We start from the raw sequence: 15,638 nt of genomic DNA on the forward strand, positions 1-15,638 counted from the left end.
CATGCATCTGTCCGCTAGAGCTCAAGCGGGGATTTCATGCGTTTAATCGTTCAAGCCATCGCAACAGCCGGTGCGCTGCTCCTTTGCCTGGGCGCGGCAGCGCCGCCGCGTATTGATTACACGCTGACCCCGTTGATGCAGGACGGCGCGCTCAACGCCGTGCAGATCGATCTTTCCTTCACCGGTGAGCGTGACGGCGAGAGCGATATTCGTCTGCCAGATAGCTGGGGTGGGCAGAATGAGCTTTGGCGCGCTATCGAAGGCCTGGAAATCGTGTCTGGCGCTTCGGCCATACGCAATGGCGAAGAGGCGAACCAACGCGTTCTCACGCATCGGCCGAATGCCCGGATCCATCTGCGCTATCGCGTGATCCAGGATTGGGACGGTGCGCCGCGCGCTGAGATCGGCAATGTCTATCGCCCAACCGTTCAGCCAACTTATTTCCATCTGATTGGCAACGCTTTCATGGTGACACCCGGAGCTGCGCCAAATGAATCGCGTGTGCGTTTCCGTGTCCGCAATTTGCCGCGTGATTGGAATTATGCGTCGGATCTTGAGCACGACGATTTGCGCCTCGATGAGGTTTGGTCGAGCGTCGTCGTTGGCGGCGATTTCCGGATTTTGCGCGATCCCACCAGCAACGTGCGCGTTGCGATCCGTGGGGCTTGGCAATTCACGGACGACGAGTTTCTGGCGCAGGCCGCGAATATTCTCTCAAGCGAGCGAGCGTTCTGGGATGACGATTCCACGCCCTATCTGGTGACGGTGTTGCACCTCGAAGGCCCAGAGGGTTGGATCTCCATCGGCGGAACGGGGCTCGATGACGCATTTGCGTTCTTCGCCACGCCGAATGCAGAAGCTGGTCCGATCGCACGCACGCTTGCGCACGAGAGCTTTCACACTTGGATTTCTCCGCAAGTTGGTGGCCTGCCGCAGGATGATCAGGCGCTTCAATATTGGCTCTCGGAAGGATTTACCGAGTTCTACACCGCGCGGTTGATGGTGCGTGGTCGTCAGTGGACCATCGAGCAATACGCGGCTGATCTCAATGATGCATTACGCGCCTACGCGCAGTCACCTGTGCGCACCAATACCAACGCGCAGGTTCTCGCGAATTTCTGGAGCGACCGTGATACGCAGCGTTTACCGTACCAACGAGGCCGTTTCGTTGCGATGATATGGGAGGCGCGGTTGCGCGCCGCAGGCAACAGCTTGGATGTTGTGGTCCACGACATGCGCGATCGCGCGCGCGCTGGTGAGCAATATGCGGTGGAGAATTTCCTCGCTTCGGCCGCGCGCTTTGATCTCGATCCAAGCGCCGATATCGAGACTTATGTCACTCAAGGTTCGGAGCTTTTGTTGGCCGAGGATCTGCTCGAGCCTTGTGGTCGAATCGTAACGCGGCAGACGCCTGTGTTTCATCGTGGCTTCGATATTCAGGCCACGCAGGCCAACAGTAACATTATCGCCGGCGTAGATCCAAGTTTGCCGGCTTATGCGGCGGGACTGCGAAATGGCATGGTGCTGGTGCGCCGCGATGGCGGCGAGATCGGCAATAGCGAGCTTGAGATCGCCTACGTCGTCAGAGATGGCGATACAGAGCGCACGATTCGCTATATGCCGCGCGGCGTCGGCACGTACGCGATTCAAAGCCTGCAACTGGCCGAGAATCTGGAAGGGGAGCGATTAGCTCAATGCCTTCGCGTGATCGGCGGTTGAGAGGGGTCCAATGCAGATTGATTTGGCTGAGGCGCTTGGGCTCGTTGCGGGGTTCGTCGGGGCCTTCGCGTTTGCGCCGCAGGCCTTCAAGATCTTGCGCGACGGCGATGCGTCCGGGGTTTCGGCGCTGACCTACATGATGGTGTTCGCGGGCGCAGTGTTGTGGGGCTCTTACGGTGTGATGCGCGGGGCGCCATCCATCATGCTCTGGAACGCGGTCGCTGCTGGCCTCGCGGCAATGGTTCTCATCCTGAAATTCCGGCGCTTAAGCCGATAATCGGTTTCAATCGAGGAACATGAAGTTCCCGATCGGCGTTGAGGCGCGGATCAGGAGGACATCATGGCTGTTGAAACAATTCTCATTTGGATTCTTGTCGGCGCGGTTGCCGGCTGGCTCGCGGGCCTTATCGTTCGCGGCGTTGGCTTTGGTCTCATCGGCAATATCGTCATTGGAATTATCGGCGCTTTTCTGGGTGGCTGGCTGTTCGGCACGCTCGGCATCGCCCTTGGCGCGGGCATCATCAACACGATTTTTACGGCCTTCATCGGCGCCGTGGTGCTCTTGCTTATCGTGCGCGTGATAAAGCGTGCCTAGATGGGCGAAGCGCCCAATTGGCTCGCCAACACATTCGGCATTGTTGCCGGCTTGTGCTCGGTGGCGAGTTTCATCCGCAAATCATCAAAATCATGAAGGAGCGGGACGCATCAAGCGTCTCGCTTCGCATGTACGCCGTCACGACGATTGGATTCGTGTGCTGGACCGCATACGGAGCATTGAGTGATTCATGGCCGGTGACGCTGACGAATGCGATTTGCCTCGCGCTTGTTATCACCATCCTCGTTCTGCGCTTGCGTTTCGATAAGTCGGGCGCTTGAACGGCGCGAGAGGGAGAGTACGACCAATGAAGAACTTGTTGTTGTCCGTCGCCGCGTTGGTGCTGCTCGTTGCGTGCGGTCAACCGGCCGAGCAAGCGCAAGAAAGCCCAAAAATCCAGTTTTACGCCATGGATTGCGGACATACGACGTTTCAGGACGTCGGCATGTTTGCCGATGACGGCTCCATGAACGGCCAACCGCGTGAGTTGATCGTGCCATGCTACCTAATCCGCCATCCGGGCGGCGATCTCATTTGGGACACAGGCTTGCCCGAAGCCATCGCCGACTTGCCGGGCGGTCTGACGCCGGCGAACTTCCCGGCGCATTTCGAAGTGCCGGTGAAGCTCACAGCACAGCTAGCGCAACTCAACATGACGCCCGCGGATGTCGAATTCCTTTCGTTCTCCCATATGCACTCGGATCACACGGGCAACGGCAATCTCTTCGCAGCTTCGACTTGGATCGTGGATACCGATGAGCGCACGCGCATGTTCGATGCAGAGCATCGCTCCGATCCACAGGACTTCAACAATTACAATTTGCTTGAGAATGCGCGCACTCAGCTCATTGAAGGCGATGACGACCACGATGTGTTCGGCGACGGCACGGTGACGATCATCCAGGCGCCGGGCCACACACCTGGCCACGCGGTGCTGCTGGTGCGCCTGCCAAATGCTGGCCCCGTGCTGCTGACTGGCGATATGTATCACCTCTCGGAAAGTCGCGAGCGCCGGCTCGTTCCGACGTTCAACACAGATCGGGCGCAGACAGTCGCTTCGCAGGCCGAAGTCGAGCGCATTGCAAGCGAAACGCACGCGCGCGTCGTCCGTCAGCACGTGATGGAAGACTTCACCTCGCTGCCGGCTTTCCCCGCCGCGTTGAACTAATCGAAGCGAAGCGGCCTGCGGCGCGAATATCTCGCGGATGCAGCATGGAATATGCACGCCTAAAGCGCGCATATCCTATGAATCGCGTGCGTTCCGGTGATCGTAAGGGCATCTTCAAACGCACCTCGGCGAGGGAGGCTGCCCAATGATTACGTCTGAAAATCAAGCTGCCATCACTGCATGGCTCCAGAACGACGCGCCCAAGATCCTCTTGGCGCTTGTCATCGTCGTCGTCGCGCATTTCGCGGCGAAGGCGGTGAAGTGGGCGATCGCGAAAGCGGTCGACCGCATTCCATTCTTTGCACGCCGTGACGGCGCCGGCTCCGGTGGCGTTCGACCCACCGTCGATGTGGGCGAGCGTATCGGTGAAGTCGGCTATTGGCTGGTTTGGCTCTTGGGCTTGATCGCCGCGCTCAACGTCCTCGGCCTTAGCGCCGTAGTCGCGCCATTGAACGGCATGGTCAGCGAGTTCTTGCACTATCTGCCGTCAATCGTTGGCGCCGCGCTGATCTTCTTTATCGGCTTCGTGCTTGCGACAGTCGTCCGCCGCATGGTGGAAGCGACGGTCGAAGCGGTTGAACTCGATCGCCGTCTGATCGACGCCGGCCTCACGCACACGCCCAAAGGTCCTGGCCTCGCGCGTTTGCTCGGTCTGCTGGCCTTCACACTCATCATCATCCCGGTTTCGATCGCCGCGCTGCAAGCGTTGAACATCACGGCGATTTCCGATCCGGCGACGGCGATGCTGAACGGCATCTTGATGACCATCCCACGCGTCATTGGTGCGGCGTTGATCATCTTCATCGCTTATCTGATCGGCCGTTGGGTGATGACGCTGATCGAAGAGGGTCTCAAAGCAATCGGCTTCGACGACATCATTTCAAGCATCGCAAACGCCGAGCCGATCCGTGTCGGCCGTGAGAAGATGGATCTGACGCCGGGCGTCGACACCATCAACTTCTCGAAGTTCCCGCCATCGAAGATGATCGGGCTCGCAGTGTTGATCGGTATCGTCCTGTTCGCTGCGGTCGAAGCGGCGCGCTTGCTGGCCTTCGTCGCCATGGCGGACATGCTGGCTCAAGTCGTCCAGCTCGCCGGCAAGGTGCTCTTCGGCGCCGTGATCATCGCGCTCGGCATTCTGCTCGCGAATATCCTCGCCGCAGCCTCGTCACGCGAAGGCAAGCCGTCGTCCGAGATCATCGCGACGTTGGTGCGCTGGGGCGTGATCTCGCTTGCGACGGCGGTCGGTTTGTCCTTCATGGGCCTCGCCAACAACATCATCGCGCTCGCCTTCGGCCTCATCCTGGGTTCGGTGGCGGTTGCGGTAGCGATCGCTTTCGGCGTCGGCGGCCGCGATGCAGCCAAGCGCATGCTGGATCGCTGGACGTCCGGTTCTTAACCGAACAGGTAACGTACTGAAAACATGAGAGCCGTCGGGCCTAGCTCGGCGGCTCTTTTGGCATCAGCTATCCGCCTCTGCCGGTTTGCATGCCGTGGCCGCCTTTGCTAAACCGCGCCCGCCTACCAAGGAGCGTTGCGACGGCTTCGGCCGCCAGGCTTGGCAGGTGCTTTCCTTTTGGAAAACGACGCTCGCGATCTCTCGAAGGAGGGCGCGCGATGAGCGCAAAAGATTACGTCGTAAAGGACATGAGCCTGGCGGACTGGGGCCGCAAGGAAATCGAAATCGCCGAAACCGAAATGCCGGGCCTGATGGCCGTGCGCAAAGAATATGGCCCCAAGCAGCCGCTGAAGGGCGCACGTATCGCCGGTTCGTTGCACATGACGATCCAAACCGCCGTGCTGATCGAGACGCTGCAGGCGCTCGGTGCGGAAGTGCGCTGGGCTTCCTGCAACATTTTCTCGACCCAAGATCACGCCGCCGCCGCGATCGCCGCGCGCGGCACGCCGGTGTTCGCCGTGAAGGGTGAGACGCTGGAAGAATACTGGGACTACAGCCACCGCATCTTCCAATGGCCGAACGGTCAATACGCCAACATGATCCTCGATGACGGCGGCGACGCGACGCTCCTCTGCGTGCTCGGCCCGAAGGCGGAGAAGGACGCCGGTGTGATCGCCGATCACTCCAATGAAGAAGAGCAAGCGCTGTTCGCCACGATGAAGCGCTATCTGAAGGAGCAACCCGGCTTCTACGAAGCGATTCGCGCTTCCGTGAAGGGCGTTTCGGAAGAAACCACCACAGGCGTTCACCGCCTCTACGAAATGGCCAAGCGCGGCGATCTCCCGTTCCCGGCGATCAACGTCAACGACAGTGTCACCAAGTCGAAGTTCGACAACCTCTACGGCTGCCGTGAATCACTTGTCGACGCGATCCGTCGCGGCACCGACGTCATGCTCTCGGGTAAGGTTGCCGTCGTTGCTGGCTACGGCGACGTGGGCAAGGGTTCTGCGGCTTCGCTTCGCCAAGGCGGTGCACGTGTGAAGGTGACGGAAGTCGATCCGATCTGCGCGCTGCAAGCGGCGATGGAAGGCTATGAAGTCGTCACCATGGAAGACGCTGCTCCGCAAGCCGATATCTTCGTCACCGCGACGGGCAACAAGGACGTAATCACCGTCGAGCACATGCGCGCGATGAAGAACAACGCCATCGTTTGCAACATCGGCCACTTCGATTCAGAGATCCAAGTCGCGGGTCTGAAGAACTTCAAGTGGGACGAAATTAAGCCGCAAGTGCACCACGTTGAATTTCCGGACGGCAAGAAGATAATTCTTCTTTCTGAGGGCCGCCTCGTTAACCTCGGCAATGCGACGGGTCACCCGAGCTTCGTCATGTCAGCGTCGTTCACCAACCAGACGCTCGCGCAAATCGAGCTTTGGACCAACGGCAAGGCCTACAAGAACGAGGTCTACACGTTGCCGAAGCACCTCGATGAAAAGGTCGCGACGCTGCACCTCGACAAGCTCGGCGTGAAGCTGACGCAAATGACCAAAGAGCAGGCCGACTATATCGGCGTGCCGACGTCTGGCCCGTTCAAGCCGGATCATTATCGCTACTAATGACGCGAAAACAGCGCGCATCTTAGGGCTTGTCTCCGAGATGCGCGTCTGGGCGCTCGCAATTAAAATGTATAATCGCTCAATGATGAACCCCAGGTCTTCGCTGCGCTATCGCGGAGGGGCCATGATCATCGATCTCATTCTCGCCGGTCACATCATTGGTTTGATGATGGGCGGCGGGCGGCGGCTTCGGCAGCATGATCACGCAGCGAGAGGCATTGAAGCGGCCAGTGGAGCAGGCTGCGGTGCTGCGTTCGGTTGGTCCGGCGCTGGCGAGCTTCTCGATCATTGGTCTGATCCTGATGTGGATCGCAGGCGTTGCGCTTGTTTTCCTCAAGTGCGGCAGCTTCTGCGCTTTGCCGTCGATGTTTTGGATCAAGTTCATCTTTATCAGCACGCTGACGCTCGCGGCCATCACGACCCATGTGCTCTACGGCCAAGTGAAAGGCGCAAACGTAGCCGCGGCCACGCGTTTGCCGGTATTCAGCCAGATCGCCGGTATGTCCTCTCTGCTGGCAATGATCTTCGCGGCTCTCGCATTCCACTGAACCTTGCGTGAGACGCGGCGTTCGCCCGTTGCGCGGACGCGGGCGCGCGTGCATCAAGGCGTGGGGAAAGCCAGAATGCTTATTCGCACCACTCGCATGCTTTCGACGTGGGCCTTGCGCGCGCTCTTTTATGCCGCGCTATTCGGCGTCGTCGTCGTCGCGCACCTCGCTATCAGTGGAGCGTTGCGTGCGCAGGGGTGGAACAGCAGCATGTCGCTGTTGGTCGCCGGTGGCGCCGTCCTGATCCTTGTCATCCTGGCGACCAATCTCTCGGAGTGGACCCGTGATCGCCTGCGTGAGCGCCGCGAAATGGAGCGCGTCAAACAGCGTCTGCCGAATGGTCCATGTTGTGTCATTTGGCATGCGCCGGAAGAAAAGACCGTGCGGCAGCTCCTCAGTGAGGAAGACGATCATTCCGAAATGCCATGGGATGTGGCGGGCCCACTTCGAGCGCGTTACCCGCGCTTGGCGCGCCGGCTCGGCATTGAAGGCGTCGCCATCGCCGAATTCGAGGTCGGCGCCGATGGGCGGGCCAAGAACATCAATTGCGTCGACGCCTGGCCATCTGATGTTTTTTACGACGCCGCACGGGAGGCGCTGCAGCACGCGCGTTTTCAGGCCAAGGACGTCCACGTCCGCTATGGCGCGAGCTACAAGATGCCGTTCGTGTTTCGCATTTCCGGCGCCTCCAAGGCCCGCGACAGCGGCCGCCGCGCTCGCAAGCTCCGGCCAACGTTGGTTGCGGCACAGCAGGCTGTGGATAAAATCAGAAGTGGTCCTGCCTAACGGCGCAACCACGGCGCTAGCGGCGCCGTTCGCGCAACCTCCGCATGCGTGAAGGCCGGATCCCGCGGCGCGCTGAGCGGAATGACCCGCCGCTGCCATGGCGCGCGGTGTTAACCAATTGAATTTTCTTAACTTAACCGCTCATTCACTCTTTTAAGCGCCTGTTAACGGTTCCCGGCAGACGTGCGCGTGCATTCACGGGCGCAATCGGGAAACTAGCCCTTGGGGCTCGGCGATTCGTTTCGCCGATATGAATGGACTTAGGGGTCGGCATTGGACGGAAGCTTGCTCGTAGCGGCTGGCTCGGCCGCGATTGCGATTGCGGCGTTGCTTTGGGCGATGCGCGTCACCGAGGGTGCGCGCGGCGGCGTTGAGGCGTGGAAGAAGCGCGCTCGCGAACTCGAGGACACCGTCGCCTGGGCGGACGCCGTGTTCGGCGCTCACCCTGGTGTCGTGCTGATCTGGGAAGACACACTCGCCGACAGCGAAACCGATTGGGGCAAGCCGCGCATCTACGGCAGTCCGCTCGCGCTCGCCTCGTTGCTGCGCTTTTCGGGCGCGGCGATTGCCGCTGAACCTGCCATCCGCATTCTGCAAGGGCTCTCGGGCTTTGACGCGCGCGGCGCTACTGGCGTGATGACGCGTCTTGCGCCCGCGTTGCAGCGTTTGCGCCGTGAGGGCGCGCCGTTCTCGCTCACGATCTCTACGCCCGATGGAATCTACGTTGAAGTCGATGGCCGTACGGCTGGCGCGCGCGCCGTCGTTTGGATTCTCGACGCCAGCGTCCGCGGCGTTGAAGAGGGCGGCGCCGGAGGCCGTATCGATGGCGCGACCGAAGTCATCGCGCGCGATCCTGCCGCGTTCCTCGAAATGTGGAATGAAGCGCCGTTTATGGCGTGGCGTGTCGATGGCGGCCTGAAGCTGCAATGGGCTAATCCGAATTATCTGAGCGCGCTCGAAGCGAAGTCGCTCAGTCAGGCGATCGACCGCAATCTCCAACTCGACCAAGGCGCCACCGAACTCGCGCGCAAGGCCATCGAGACCGGCGAGCCGGTCGAAGACACGCGTTCCGCAGTCGTGGGCGGTCAGTTGCGCACGCTCCGGCTGCGTGTATCGCCAGTTGCCGGCGGTGCAGCGGGCCTCGCGATCGACGTCACCGAAAGCGAGGCGGCGAGCGAGCAGATGACGCGCCAACAGCGCGCGCACGACGAAACTTTGAACCATTTGGCCGAAGGCATCGCCGTCTTCGATCAAAGCAAGCGCTTAGTGTTTCACAACCGCGCGTTCGAGCAAATGTGGACGCTCGACCCAGCGTTCCTGCAGGATCGCCCGTCGCATGCAGCGTGGCTGGATTATCTCAAAGAGAAGCGCAAGCTTCCGGCGCACGCGAACTACGCCGAGTGGCGCGCGCGTGAGCTTGCGCTCTATCAAGAGCATGAAGATCTGCCGGAAGATTTCTGGGTGCTGCCCGACAGCCGCATGCTGCGCGTCGCGCGCCAGCCGCACCCGGGCGGCGGCATGTTGTTGATCTTCTCGGACATCACCAATGAGGTTTCGCTTAAGAGCTCCTATGACGCGCTCCTGCAGACCCAGAAGGCGGCGCTCGACAAGTTGCACGAGGCGGTTGTCGTGTTTGGTCTCGACGGCCGCCTGAAGCTGCACAACGCTGCCTTCGGCGCGATGTGGAAGCTGGAAGCTGGCGCGGTCGAAAACGAGATGCCGTTCGATAAGGTCATCGCCGCCTGCGAGCACCTCTTCCATGATCGCGCGACCTGGGCGCAGGTGCGCGCACGCATCACCGATCCGTCACCGGAAGCACGCACCGAGTTCCGCGGTGAAATGCGCCGTAGCGACGAAAGCGTGCTGAAATTCCTCACGCGTCCACTGCCGGACGGCGCGACCTTGGTGGCGTTCCAGGACATCACCGCCGATCGCCGCGTGGAAGACGCGCTGCGTGAGCGCGCTGAAGCGTTCGAGGAGGCGGACAAGCTTAAGGGCCAGTTCGTTGAGAACGTGTCCTACCAGTTGCGCAATCCGCTGCAGGCCATCTACGGCAACGCTGAGCTGTTGCAGCACAAAGTGTTCGGCCCGCTCAACGATCGCCAAGTTGAGCAGGTGGGCTCAATCATCGAAGCGGCTGGCTCGCTTTCGAAGCTCATCGACAATATTCTCGACGTTGCGATGGTCGAAGCGGGCAACGTCCAGCTCGATATCGCGCCGATGAATATCTACGAGACCATCACCGAGTCCGTGCAGATGGCAGCGTCCAAGGCACGCGACACCGAAGTGCCGATCAAGGTCAAATGCGATCCGAAGATCGGCGACATCGACGCCGATCCAAAGCGTATCACCCAAGTGATCGTGAACCTGCTGTCGAACGCGCTCCGTCACACCGAACGCGGCGACACCATCACCGTTTCGGCCGAACGCCTGGATGGCGTCGTGCGGCTCACCGTCGCCGACACTGGCAAGGGCATGGCCTTCGAACAGCAAGCGCGGGCATTCGACAGCTTCGAGTCGGGTGATCGCCGCGGCGCCGGCCTCGGCCTCGCGCTCGTGCGCTCATTCGTGGAGATGCACGGCGGCTGGGTGGCGCTCAGCAGCGAGCCTGGCCGTGGCGTGACGGTGACGTGCCACTTGCCTGTGCACGCGCCGTTCGCCGGTCCGCCGCCCATCCCGCCGACGCGCCAAGCCGCTTAAGCGAGGCGCTCGGCGATCTGCACCGCGTTGAGCGCCGCGCCCTTGAGCAGCTGATCGCCGCATACAAAGAGCGACAGTGTCTTGCCCGAGGCATCCGACACATCACGGCGGATGCGGCCCACAAGCACTTCTTCAATGCCGCTGGCCTCCACCGGCATTGGGAAGCGGTTGGCTGCCGGATCATCCACAACGCGCACGCCAGGCGCCTGCGCGAGCGCTCCACGCGCCGTCTCCGGCGTCACTGCCCGATCGAATTCGACACTCATGGCGATGCCATGCGCACGAAGCACCGGGACGCGGATGCAGGTAATTGAAATGCGCAGGTCTGGGAGATCCAAAATCTTGCGCGTCTCGCGCATCACTTTGGTCTCTTCGCCATTATAACCGGTTTCGGGATCGATCGGCGTGTTGTGGCTAAAGAAGTTGAACGCGTAGGGGTGCGGCAGAACCTTCGGCTCAAATTTCTGTCCGGCAAGATAAGCGCGGGTGGAGTCTTCTAATTCGCGCATGGCCGGAAGGCCCGCGCCAGAGGCCGCCTGGTAACTTGCCGCATGCACACGGCTGATGCGCGCAAGATTTTGCAGCGGCGCTAGAGCCATCACCATGATCGCCGCGACGCAGTTCGGGTTGGCGATCAGGCGAGGGCGCTCCTCGAGCAGCGCGCCGTTCACTTCCGGCACCACCAGAGGGACATTAGCCTTCATGCGGAAGGCAGAGGAATTGTCGATCACCGTCGCGCCGGCTTTTGTCGCCCGCGCCGCGCAATCCATCGCGATATCGGTATCGACGGCAAGCAAAGCGACATCGATGCCTGCGAAGTCGAAGCCTTCAAGCGCCTCAAGCGTGATCTCACGATCTTTGAACTGAACCATCTTTCCGGCGGACGCAGACGACGCCAGCGCGTGCAACTTGCCCACAGGAAAGTTTCGCGTTTCCAAGCAACGCAGCATCTCCGTGCCGACAGCGCCTGTCGCGCCGACAATGGCCACGTTCTTACTCATTCCAAGAAACTCCAGCTTAGTCTGTTCGTCCAATGAGCGGCGCCGCGCGAAATGCGAGCAGAAGCGCCAGCCCAAGTGCAGGCCATTGCACCCACCAGCCTTCGCCGGTCGCGAAATCCAGCGCCGCCAGGATCACAAGGATTGCCGCGTAGCGTTGCGCGGACCCAAATAGTCTTGCCCAAGTAAGCGGTGGTTTCGCCGGTTCGTCGCGTTCTGGCGCCCGCGCCGGACGAGGCGCTCCGCGTCCCTCATCGCCACCAGCCGCCACGCGTAGACGCGGACGCCCTCTTCAAAGTTCTTCGGCTGTTTCTCGCCCAGATAGTTGAAGCCAACCGACAGCTTTTTCTGCACCTGGTCGAACACCTGTTGCGAAATCAGGATGCCGCCCGGCTCGGCCATGCTTTGCAGTCGCGCCGCGAGGTTGACGCCTTCGCCAAGCAGGTCGTCACCATCGATCAAGACATCGCCCAGATGGACGCCGATCCTGAAGCGCAAACCGTTCTGAGCGTCCGCCGCAAGTTCGCGCTGTACGTCGATCGCGCATTGCACGGCCTCGACTACGGAGGCAAACTCCGCGATGAGGCCGTCGCCCGCCGTGTTGGCGATGCGGCCGTGGTGGCGTTCGATGAGCCGGGAAAATACGCTGCGCGCTGCGCGCAAGGCGCCGAGCGCGCCGACTTCGTCGGCCTCCATGACACGGCTGTACCCATCGGTATCGGCGGCCAGGATTGTCGTCAATTTGCGCTGAACGGGAGAAGACATAACCGTATTCGTAACGACTGCCGCACGCGGGACAACACACATTTAGAGCTGGGCGAGATGAGCAGAGGCCGTCGCCTCGTCGCGTACCGTTGCGCGCTCATCGCGAAGCGCATCACGCTGCATCCAAATGAGGCTACGGCTGCATCTCAGCGCTAGTAGATGGAGGGAGAGTCCATGATTGATCCGAAAATGCGCCGCCTCGCGACAGCGCTCAGCTTCTTCCTGTTGGCGCCCATTCCGGCGGCGCTCGCACAAACGACACCTGACATTGTCGTAACGGGCGTACGCCCGGAGCAAACTCAAGCCTACGTTGAGCAAGTCACGGCGATTTCGCCGATGGCCGATCAGTTGCCACGTTGGGACAGCGCAATTTGCACCAGTATCGCCGGCATGCCTGCCCGGCAGGGTCAATTCCTCGCTGACCGTATTGCGCAACGCGCCGCGAGCCTCGGCTTGCGTCCCGGCGGTCCGGATTGTCGCGCAAACGTCGCAATCTTCGTGACGTCGGATTCGGATGCGTTTGCGCGCCAGCTCTTCGATCGCGATCGCGACATGTTCGCGTACTACCAAAGCAACGATGTCTCGACGCTCGGTCAGGGCGCGCTAGACGATTTCCTTACCACGCCGCGCGCTGTTCGCTGGTGGCATGTGTCGCAGACTTATGGCGCCGACGGCATCGCGCTTTCGGGCGATCCTTCAATCGGTGGTTTGTCTAACGCGCCTTCTGTCCGCGCAACCGGCACGCGTCTTAGCGGCAGCACGCGCGAAGACTTCACCCAAGCGATCGTGATTGTGGACGCGCGCCGCGTGCGAGGCGTTCAGCTCGCGGCACTGGCGGATTACGTCTCGTTCGTGGCGCTGGCGCAGGTGAACGCTCACGCCACCACCTCGGAATATCCGACGATCCTTAATCTGTTCAACGGCGAGCGCGCGAACGCAAACGGCCCGGCCGCACTGACACAATGGGATCAAGCGTATCTCGATGCCCTCTATAAATCAGAGCGCAATTCGGCGACCCAACGCCAACAGCAGAGCGAAATCGCCCGCCGCATGAACGGCAACTAAGTCCGGCTCAAGCCAATACTCGACGCCGCGGCCCGCAAGCCGCGGCGTTTTTTATTGCCGCGCGTAGTCCCGCACGACGGCGTCGAGAAAGTCGCGGCCTTCATAGAGTGAACGAACGCGAATTTTCTCATTGAGTCCGTGCGCGTTGCTTTCGCCGGGCGATGAGAACATGCCGCTCATTCCATATGTTGGGATGCCCGCATTGTTGAGGTAGCGGCCGTCCGTTGCGCCGGGCGTCATCATTGGGATGATCGGGATGCCAGGCCACATGCGCGCCACGGTGCGCTCAACAGGGCCCATGATCTGACGCGTCAGGCGAGGCGGGCTAGAACCGTCGCGCCGGCGAACGATCTCGACCGTAACCTGCGGGTCGCTAACCGCTCGTTGGAGATCGGCCTGTAATTCTTCTGGCGTGTGGCCCTGCAGAACCCGGCACGAGAGCGTCGCCACAGCGCGTTGTGGCAGCGCGTTCGGCGCGTGACCGGCTTCGACTTGTGTGGCTACGCAGGTTGTACGCATGATGGCGTTGAACGACGGATCGCGCGCTAATATCGCCGCCGCTTCCGCGTCGTTGGGGTCACGTGCGATCGCCGTCATCGCTTCGCCATTGGTTCCACCTGCGATGGGGGCCATTCGTTCGAAGAAGGCGCGCGTGACTGGCGTGAGCTCAACCGGAAACTGAAATTGCGACAAGCGTTCCAATGCGCCGCTCAGTCGATAAATGGCGTTCTCCGGCACCGGGCGAGAGGAATGACCACCAGGATTGGTGACGGTCAGCGTCATCACTTGGTGAATCTTTTCGCCGGCTTGGATGTTGAACGCGATCGGTCGGCCTTCCGCGGTTAGCATGCCGCCCGCGCCCTCATTAATCGCGAAATCGGCCTGCATCCATGGGCGATGATTTTGCAGCAGGTAGTCGACGCCATTGACGCGGTTCGACGTTTCCTCGCCGCATGTCAGCGCCAGTCTGATGGTGCGGCGTGGGCGGAAATTCTCTTGGCGTAGGCGCACCATGAGATCCAAGAACACTGCCGCCATGGCCTTATCGTCAGCGGAACCGCGCGCGTAGAAATAGCCGTTCTCTTCGACCAACGTGAACGGATCGCGCTCCCAATCTTCCCGGCGCGCGTCCACAACGTCGATGTGCGCGAGCAGCAGCACGGCACGGCTTGAAGACCCGCGCAGCACGGCGACGAGATTGCCGTCTTCTGGCGCGCCGTCTGGGATGATCACTTGAGCATCGCGCTCGCTGTAGCCGGCATTGCGCAGATGAACGAGCATCGCATTGACTGCGCGCGTGCATGAGCCTGTCGTCGGCGAGGAGTCGATCTCGACCAACTCTTCATAGATCGAACGGAACCGCGCGCGATCGGGTGTCAGTTCCTGTGCGGTTGCGGTTCCAACAAACGCTGTGATCGCAAGTGCAATAACAAACGCGCGCATCTGATCCCCCAAACAATTGAGGGCACTGAACAGGTTCAGCGTTGCAAGTGCAACCCCGCCTCGATCAAAGCCAGCGGCGCACGCGCCTGCAATAGGCGTCGAACGTCTCGCCGAACTGGCGGCGCATCTTTGCTTCTTCAAAGGGGATGAACACCCAGTTCGCGACGGCGAACATCAGCACTGGCGCCAGCAACACAAGCGGCCGGCCGAACCAGAGCGCGCCGCCGATGCAAAATAGCGTCATCGCTAAGTACATCGGATTTCGCGTGATTCCGAATATCCCGTCGGTGACGAGTGCATTGTTCGTCGGTGAGTTGGGCAAGAGTTGCGTGTTGGCGATGCGAAATTGCGCCATGGCGCCAAACAACACCGCAAGCGCCGCCACGATCACGATCAACCCGAACGGCCGCGTCGGCCAGATAGGCAGTGTGTTCAATCCGGGGACGAGGCTCAGTCCGTACGTCGCCGCCAGCAGGAGCAAAGCCCAAAGCGGCGGCGGTACGTTGCGCACCTAGTGCTGGCTCTTCGGCAGACGCACGATGAGGCCATCAAGGTCCGCTGAAACCTTGATCTGGCAGGAGAGGCGGGAGTTGTCCTCAACGTCGTTGGCGAAGTCGAGCATGGATTGCTCCATCGAGTTTTGCGCTCCGGTTTTCGCCAGCCACTCGGGATCGACATAAACGTGGCACGTCGCGCACGCGCAGGCGCCGCCACAATCGGCGTCGATACCTGGCACCGCGTGCTTCACAGCCGCTTCCATGACGGTCTGGCCAACTGGCGCGTCAACGACGTGTTCTTTGCCGTTGTGCTCGATGTAAGTGATCTTCGGCATTTCA

Annotated in this window: 16 protein-coding genes and 1 riboswitch; of the genes, 11 read left to right on the forward strand and 5 right to left on the reverse strand. The window is 61.0% G+C overall.

Going from position 1 to position 15,638, the window contains the following annotated elements; genetic code table 11:
* Positions 1 to 36: 36 nt before the first annotated feature.
* The 10 genes from ATE48_RS12270 (at position 37) to ATE48_RS12315 (ending at position 10,531) form a co-directional block, all read left to right on the forward strand.
* On the forward strand, positions 37 to 1,719 hold the full coding sequence (locus ATE48_RS12270) for a M61 family metallopeptidase (RefSeq protein ID WP_066771923.1): 1,683 nt from the start codon (positions 37 to 39) through the stop codon (positions 1,717 to 1,719).
* A 10-nt stretch (positions 1,720 to 1,729) separates the two neighbouring features.
* Positions 1,730 to 1,996: a SemiSWEET family sugar transporter gene (locus ATE48_RS12275; RefSeq protein ID WP_066771924.1), complete on the forward strand. Its 267-nt coding sequence runs from the start codon at positions 1,730 to 1,732 to the stop codon at positions 1,994 to 1,996.
* 63 nt (positions 1,997 to 2,059) lie between these two features.
* Positions 2,060 to 2,314: a GlsB/YeaQ/YmgE family stress response membrane protein gene (locus tag ATE48_RS12280; protein ID WP_066771927.1), complete on the forward strand. Its 255-nt coding sequence runs from the start codon at positions 2,060 to 2,062 to the stop codon at positions 2,312 to 2,314.
* A 92-nt stretch (positions 2,315 to 2,406) separates the two neighbouring features.
* Positions 2,407 to 2,595, forward strand: a complete 189-nt coding sequence (locus ATE48_RS12285) for a SemiSWEET family sugar transporter (protein ID WP_229255090.1) — start codon at positions 2,407 to 2,409, stop codon at positions 2,593 to 2,595.
* 26 nt (positions 2,596 to 2,621) lie between these two features.
* Positions 2,622 to 3,482, forward strand: coding sequence for an N-acyl homoserine lactonase family protein (locus ATE48_RS12290; RefSeq protein ID WP_066771929.1), 861 nt, complete (start codon positions 2,622 to 2,624; stop codon positions 3,480 to 3,482).
* Positions 3,483 to 3,627: 145 nt separating this feature from the next.
* Complete coding sequence (locus tag ATE48_RS12295) at positions 3,628 to 4,881, forward strand: mechanosensitive ion channel (protein ID WP_066771931.1); 1,254 nt, start codon at positions 3,628 to 3,630, stop codon at positions 4,879 to 4,881.
* Positions 4,882 to 5,002: 121 nt separating this feature from the next.
* Positions 5,003 to 5,081: riboswitch (S-adenosyl-L-homocysteine riboswitch) on the forward strand.
* Between the two features lie 18 nt (positions 5,082 to 5,099).
* The gene (gene ahcY / locus ATE48_RS12300; RefSeq protein WP_066771933.1) at positions 5,100 to 6,497 is read left to right on the forward strand and encodes an adenosylhomocysteinase; all 1,398 of its coding nucleotides are present in this window, start codon (positions 5,100 to 5,102) and stop codon (positions 6,495 to 6,497) included.
* A 197-nt stretch (positions 6,498 to 6,694) separates the two neighbouring features.
* Complete coding sequence (locus tag ATE48_RS12305) at positions 6,695 to 7,045, forward strand: hypothetical protein (RefSeq protein ID WP_066771935.1); 351 nt, start codon at positions 6,695 to 6,697, stop codon at positions 7,043 to 7,045.
* Positions 7,046 to 7,120: 75 nt separating this feature from the next.
* Positions 7,121 to 7,831 carry an energy transducer TonB gene (locus ATE48_RS12310; protein WP_066771937.1) on the forward strand — a complete coding sequence of 237 codons (711 nt, stop codon included), beginning with the start codon at positions 7,121 to 7,123 and terminating at the stop codon, positions 7,829 to 7,831.
* Positions 7,832 to 8,104: 273 nt separating this feature from the next.
* Entirely contained in the window at positions 8,105 to 10,531 is a 2,427-nt protein-coding gene (locus tag ATE48_RS12315; RefSeq protein WP_066771939.1) for a sensor histidine kinase, read from the forward strand.
* On the opposite strand, the gene ATE48_RS12320 is transcribed toward ATE48_RS12315, so the two are convergent.
* Together ATE48_RS12320 and ATE48_RS12325 are read right to left on the reverse strand one after the other, a co-directional pair.
* Positions 10,528 to 11,532 (reverse strand): aspartate-semialdehyde dehydrogenase, encoded by a 1,005-nt coding sequence (locus tag ATE48_RS12320; RefSeq protein WP_066771941.1) that lies wholly within the window; start codon positions 11,530 to 11,532, stop codon positions 10,528 to 10,530. The genes ATE48_RS12315 and ATE48_RS12320 overlap by 4 nt on opposite strands.
* 132 nt (positions 11,533 to 11,664) lie before the next feature.
* Positions 11,665 to 12,294, reverse strand: a complete 630-nt coding sequence (locus ATE48_RS12325) for an adenylate/guanylate cyclase domain-containing protein (RefSeq protein WP_066771953.1) — start codon at positions 12,292 to 12,294, stop codon at positions 11,665 to 11,667.
* 174 nt (positions 12,295 to 12,468) lie between these two features.
* Between ATE48_RS12325 and ATE48_RS12330 the strand changes: the two genes are divergently transcribed.
* Positions 12,469 to 13,359 carry a hypothetical protein gene (locus ATE48_RS12330; RefSeq protein WP_066771954.1) on the forward strand — a complete coding sequence of 297 codons (891 nt, stop codon included), beginning with the start codon at positions 12,469 to 12,471 and terminating at the stop codon, positions 13,357 to 13,359.
* 51 nt (positions 13,360 to 13,410) lie between these two features.
* On the opposite strand, the gene ATE48_RS12335 is transcribed toward ATE48_RS12330, so the two are convergent.
* From ATE48_RS12335 to ATE48_RS12345, 3 genes are read right to left on the reverse strand one after another with little or no spacing between them, the layout of a single operon-like run.
* Positions 13,411 to 14,814, reverse strand: a complete 1,404-nt coding sequence (locus ATE48_RS12335; protein WP_418219394.1) for a M20/M25/M40 family metallo-hydrolase — start codon at positions 14,812 to 14,814, stop codon at positions 13,411 to 13,413.
* Positions 14,815 to 14,866: 52 nt separating this feature from the next.
* A complete protein-coding gene (locus ATE48_RS12340; protein ID WP_066771956.1) occupies positions 14,867 to 15,313 on the reverse strand; it encodes a methyltransferase family protein in 447 nt (148 codons plus the stop codon).
* A complete protein-coding gene (locus ATE48_RS12345; RefSeq protein WP_066771958.1) occupies positions 15,314 to 15,634 on the reverse strand; it encodes a 2Fe-2S iron-sulfur cluster-binding protein in 321 nt (106 codons plus the stop codon).
* Positions 15,635 to 15,638 lie beyond the last annotated feature (4 nt).

This window comes from Candidatus Viadribacter manganicus (genome assembly GCF_001679665.1).
GTDB lineage: Bacteria > Pseudomonadota > Alphaproteobacteria > Caulobacterales > Aquidulcibacteraceae > Vitreimonas > Vitreimonas manganica.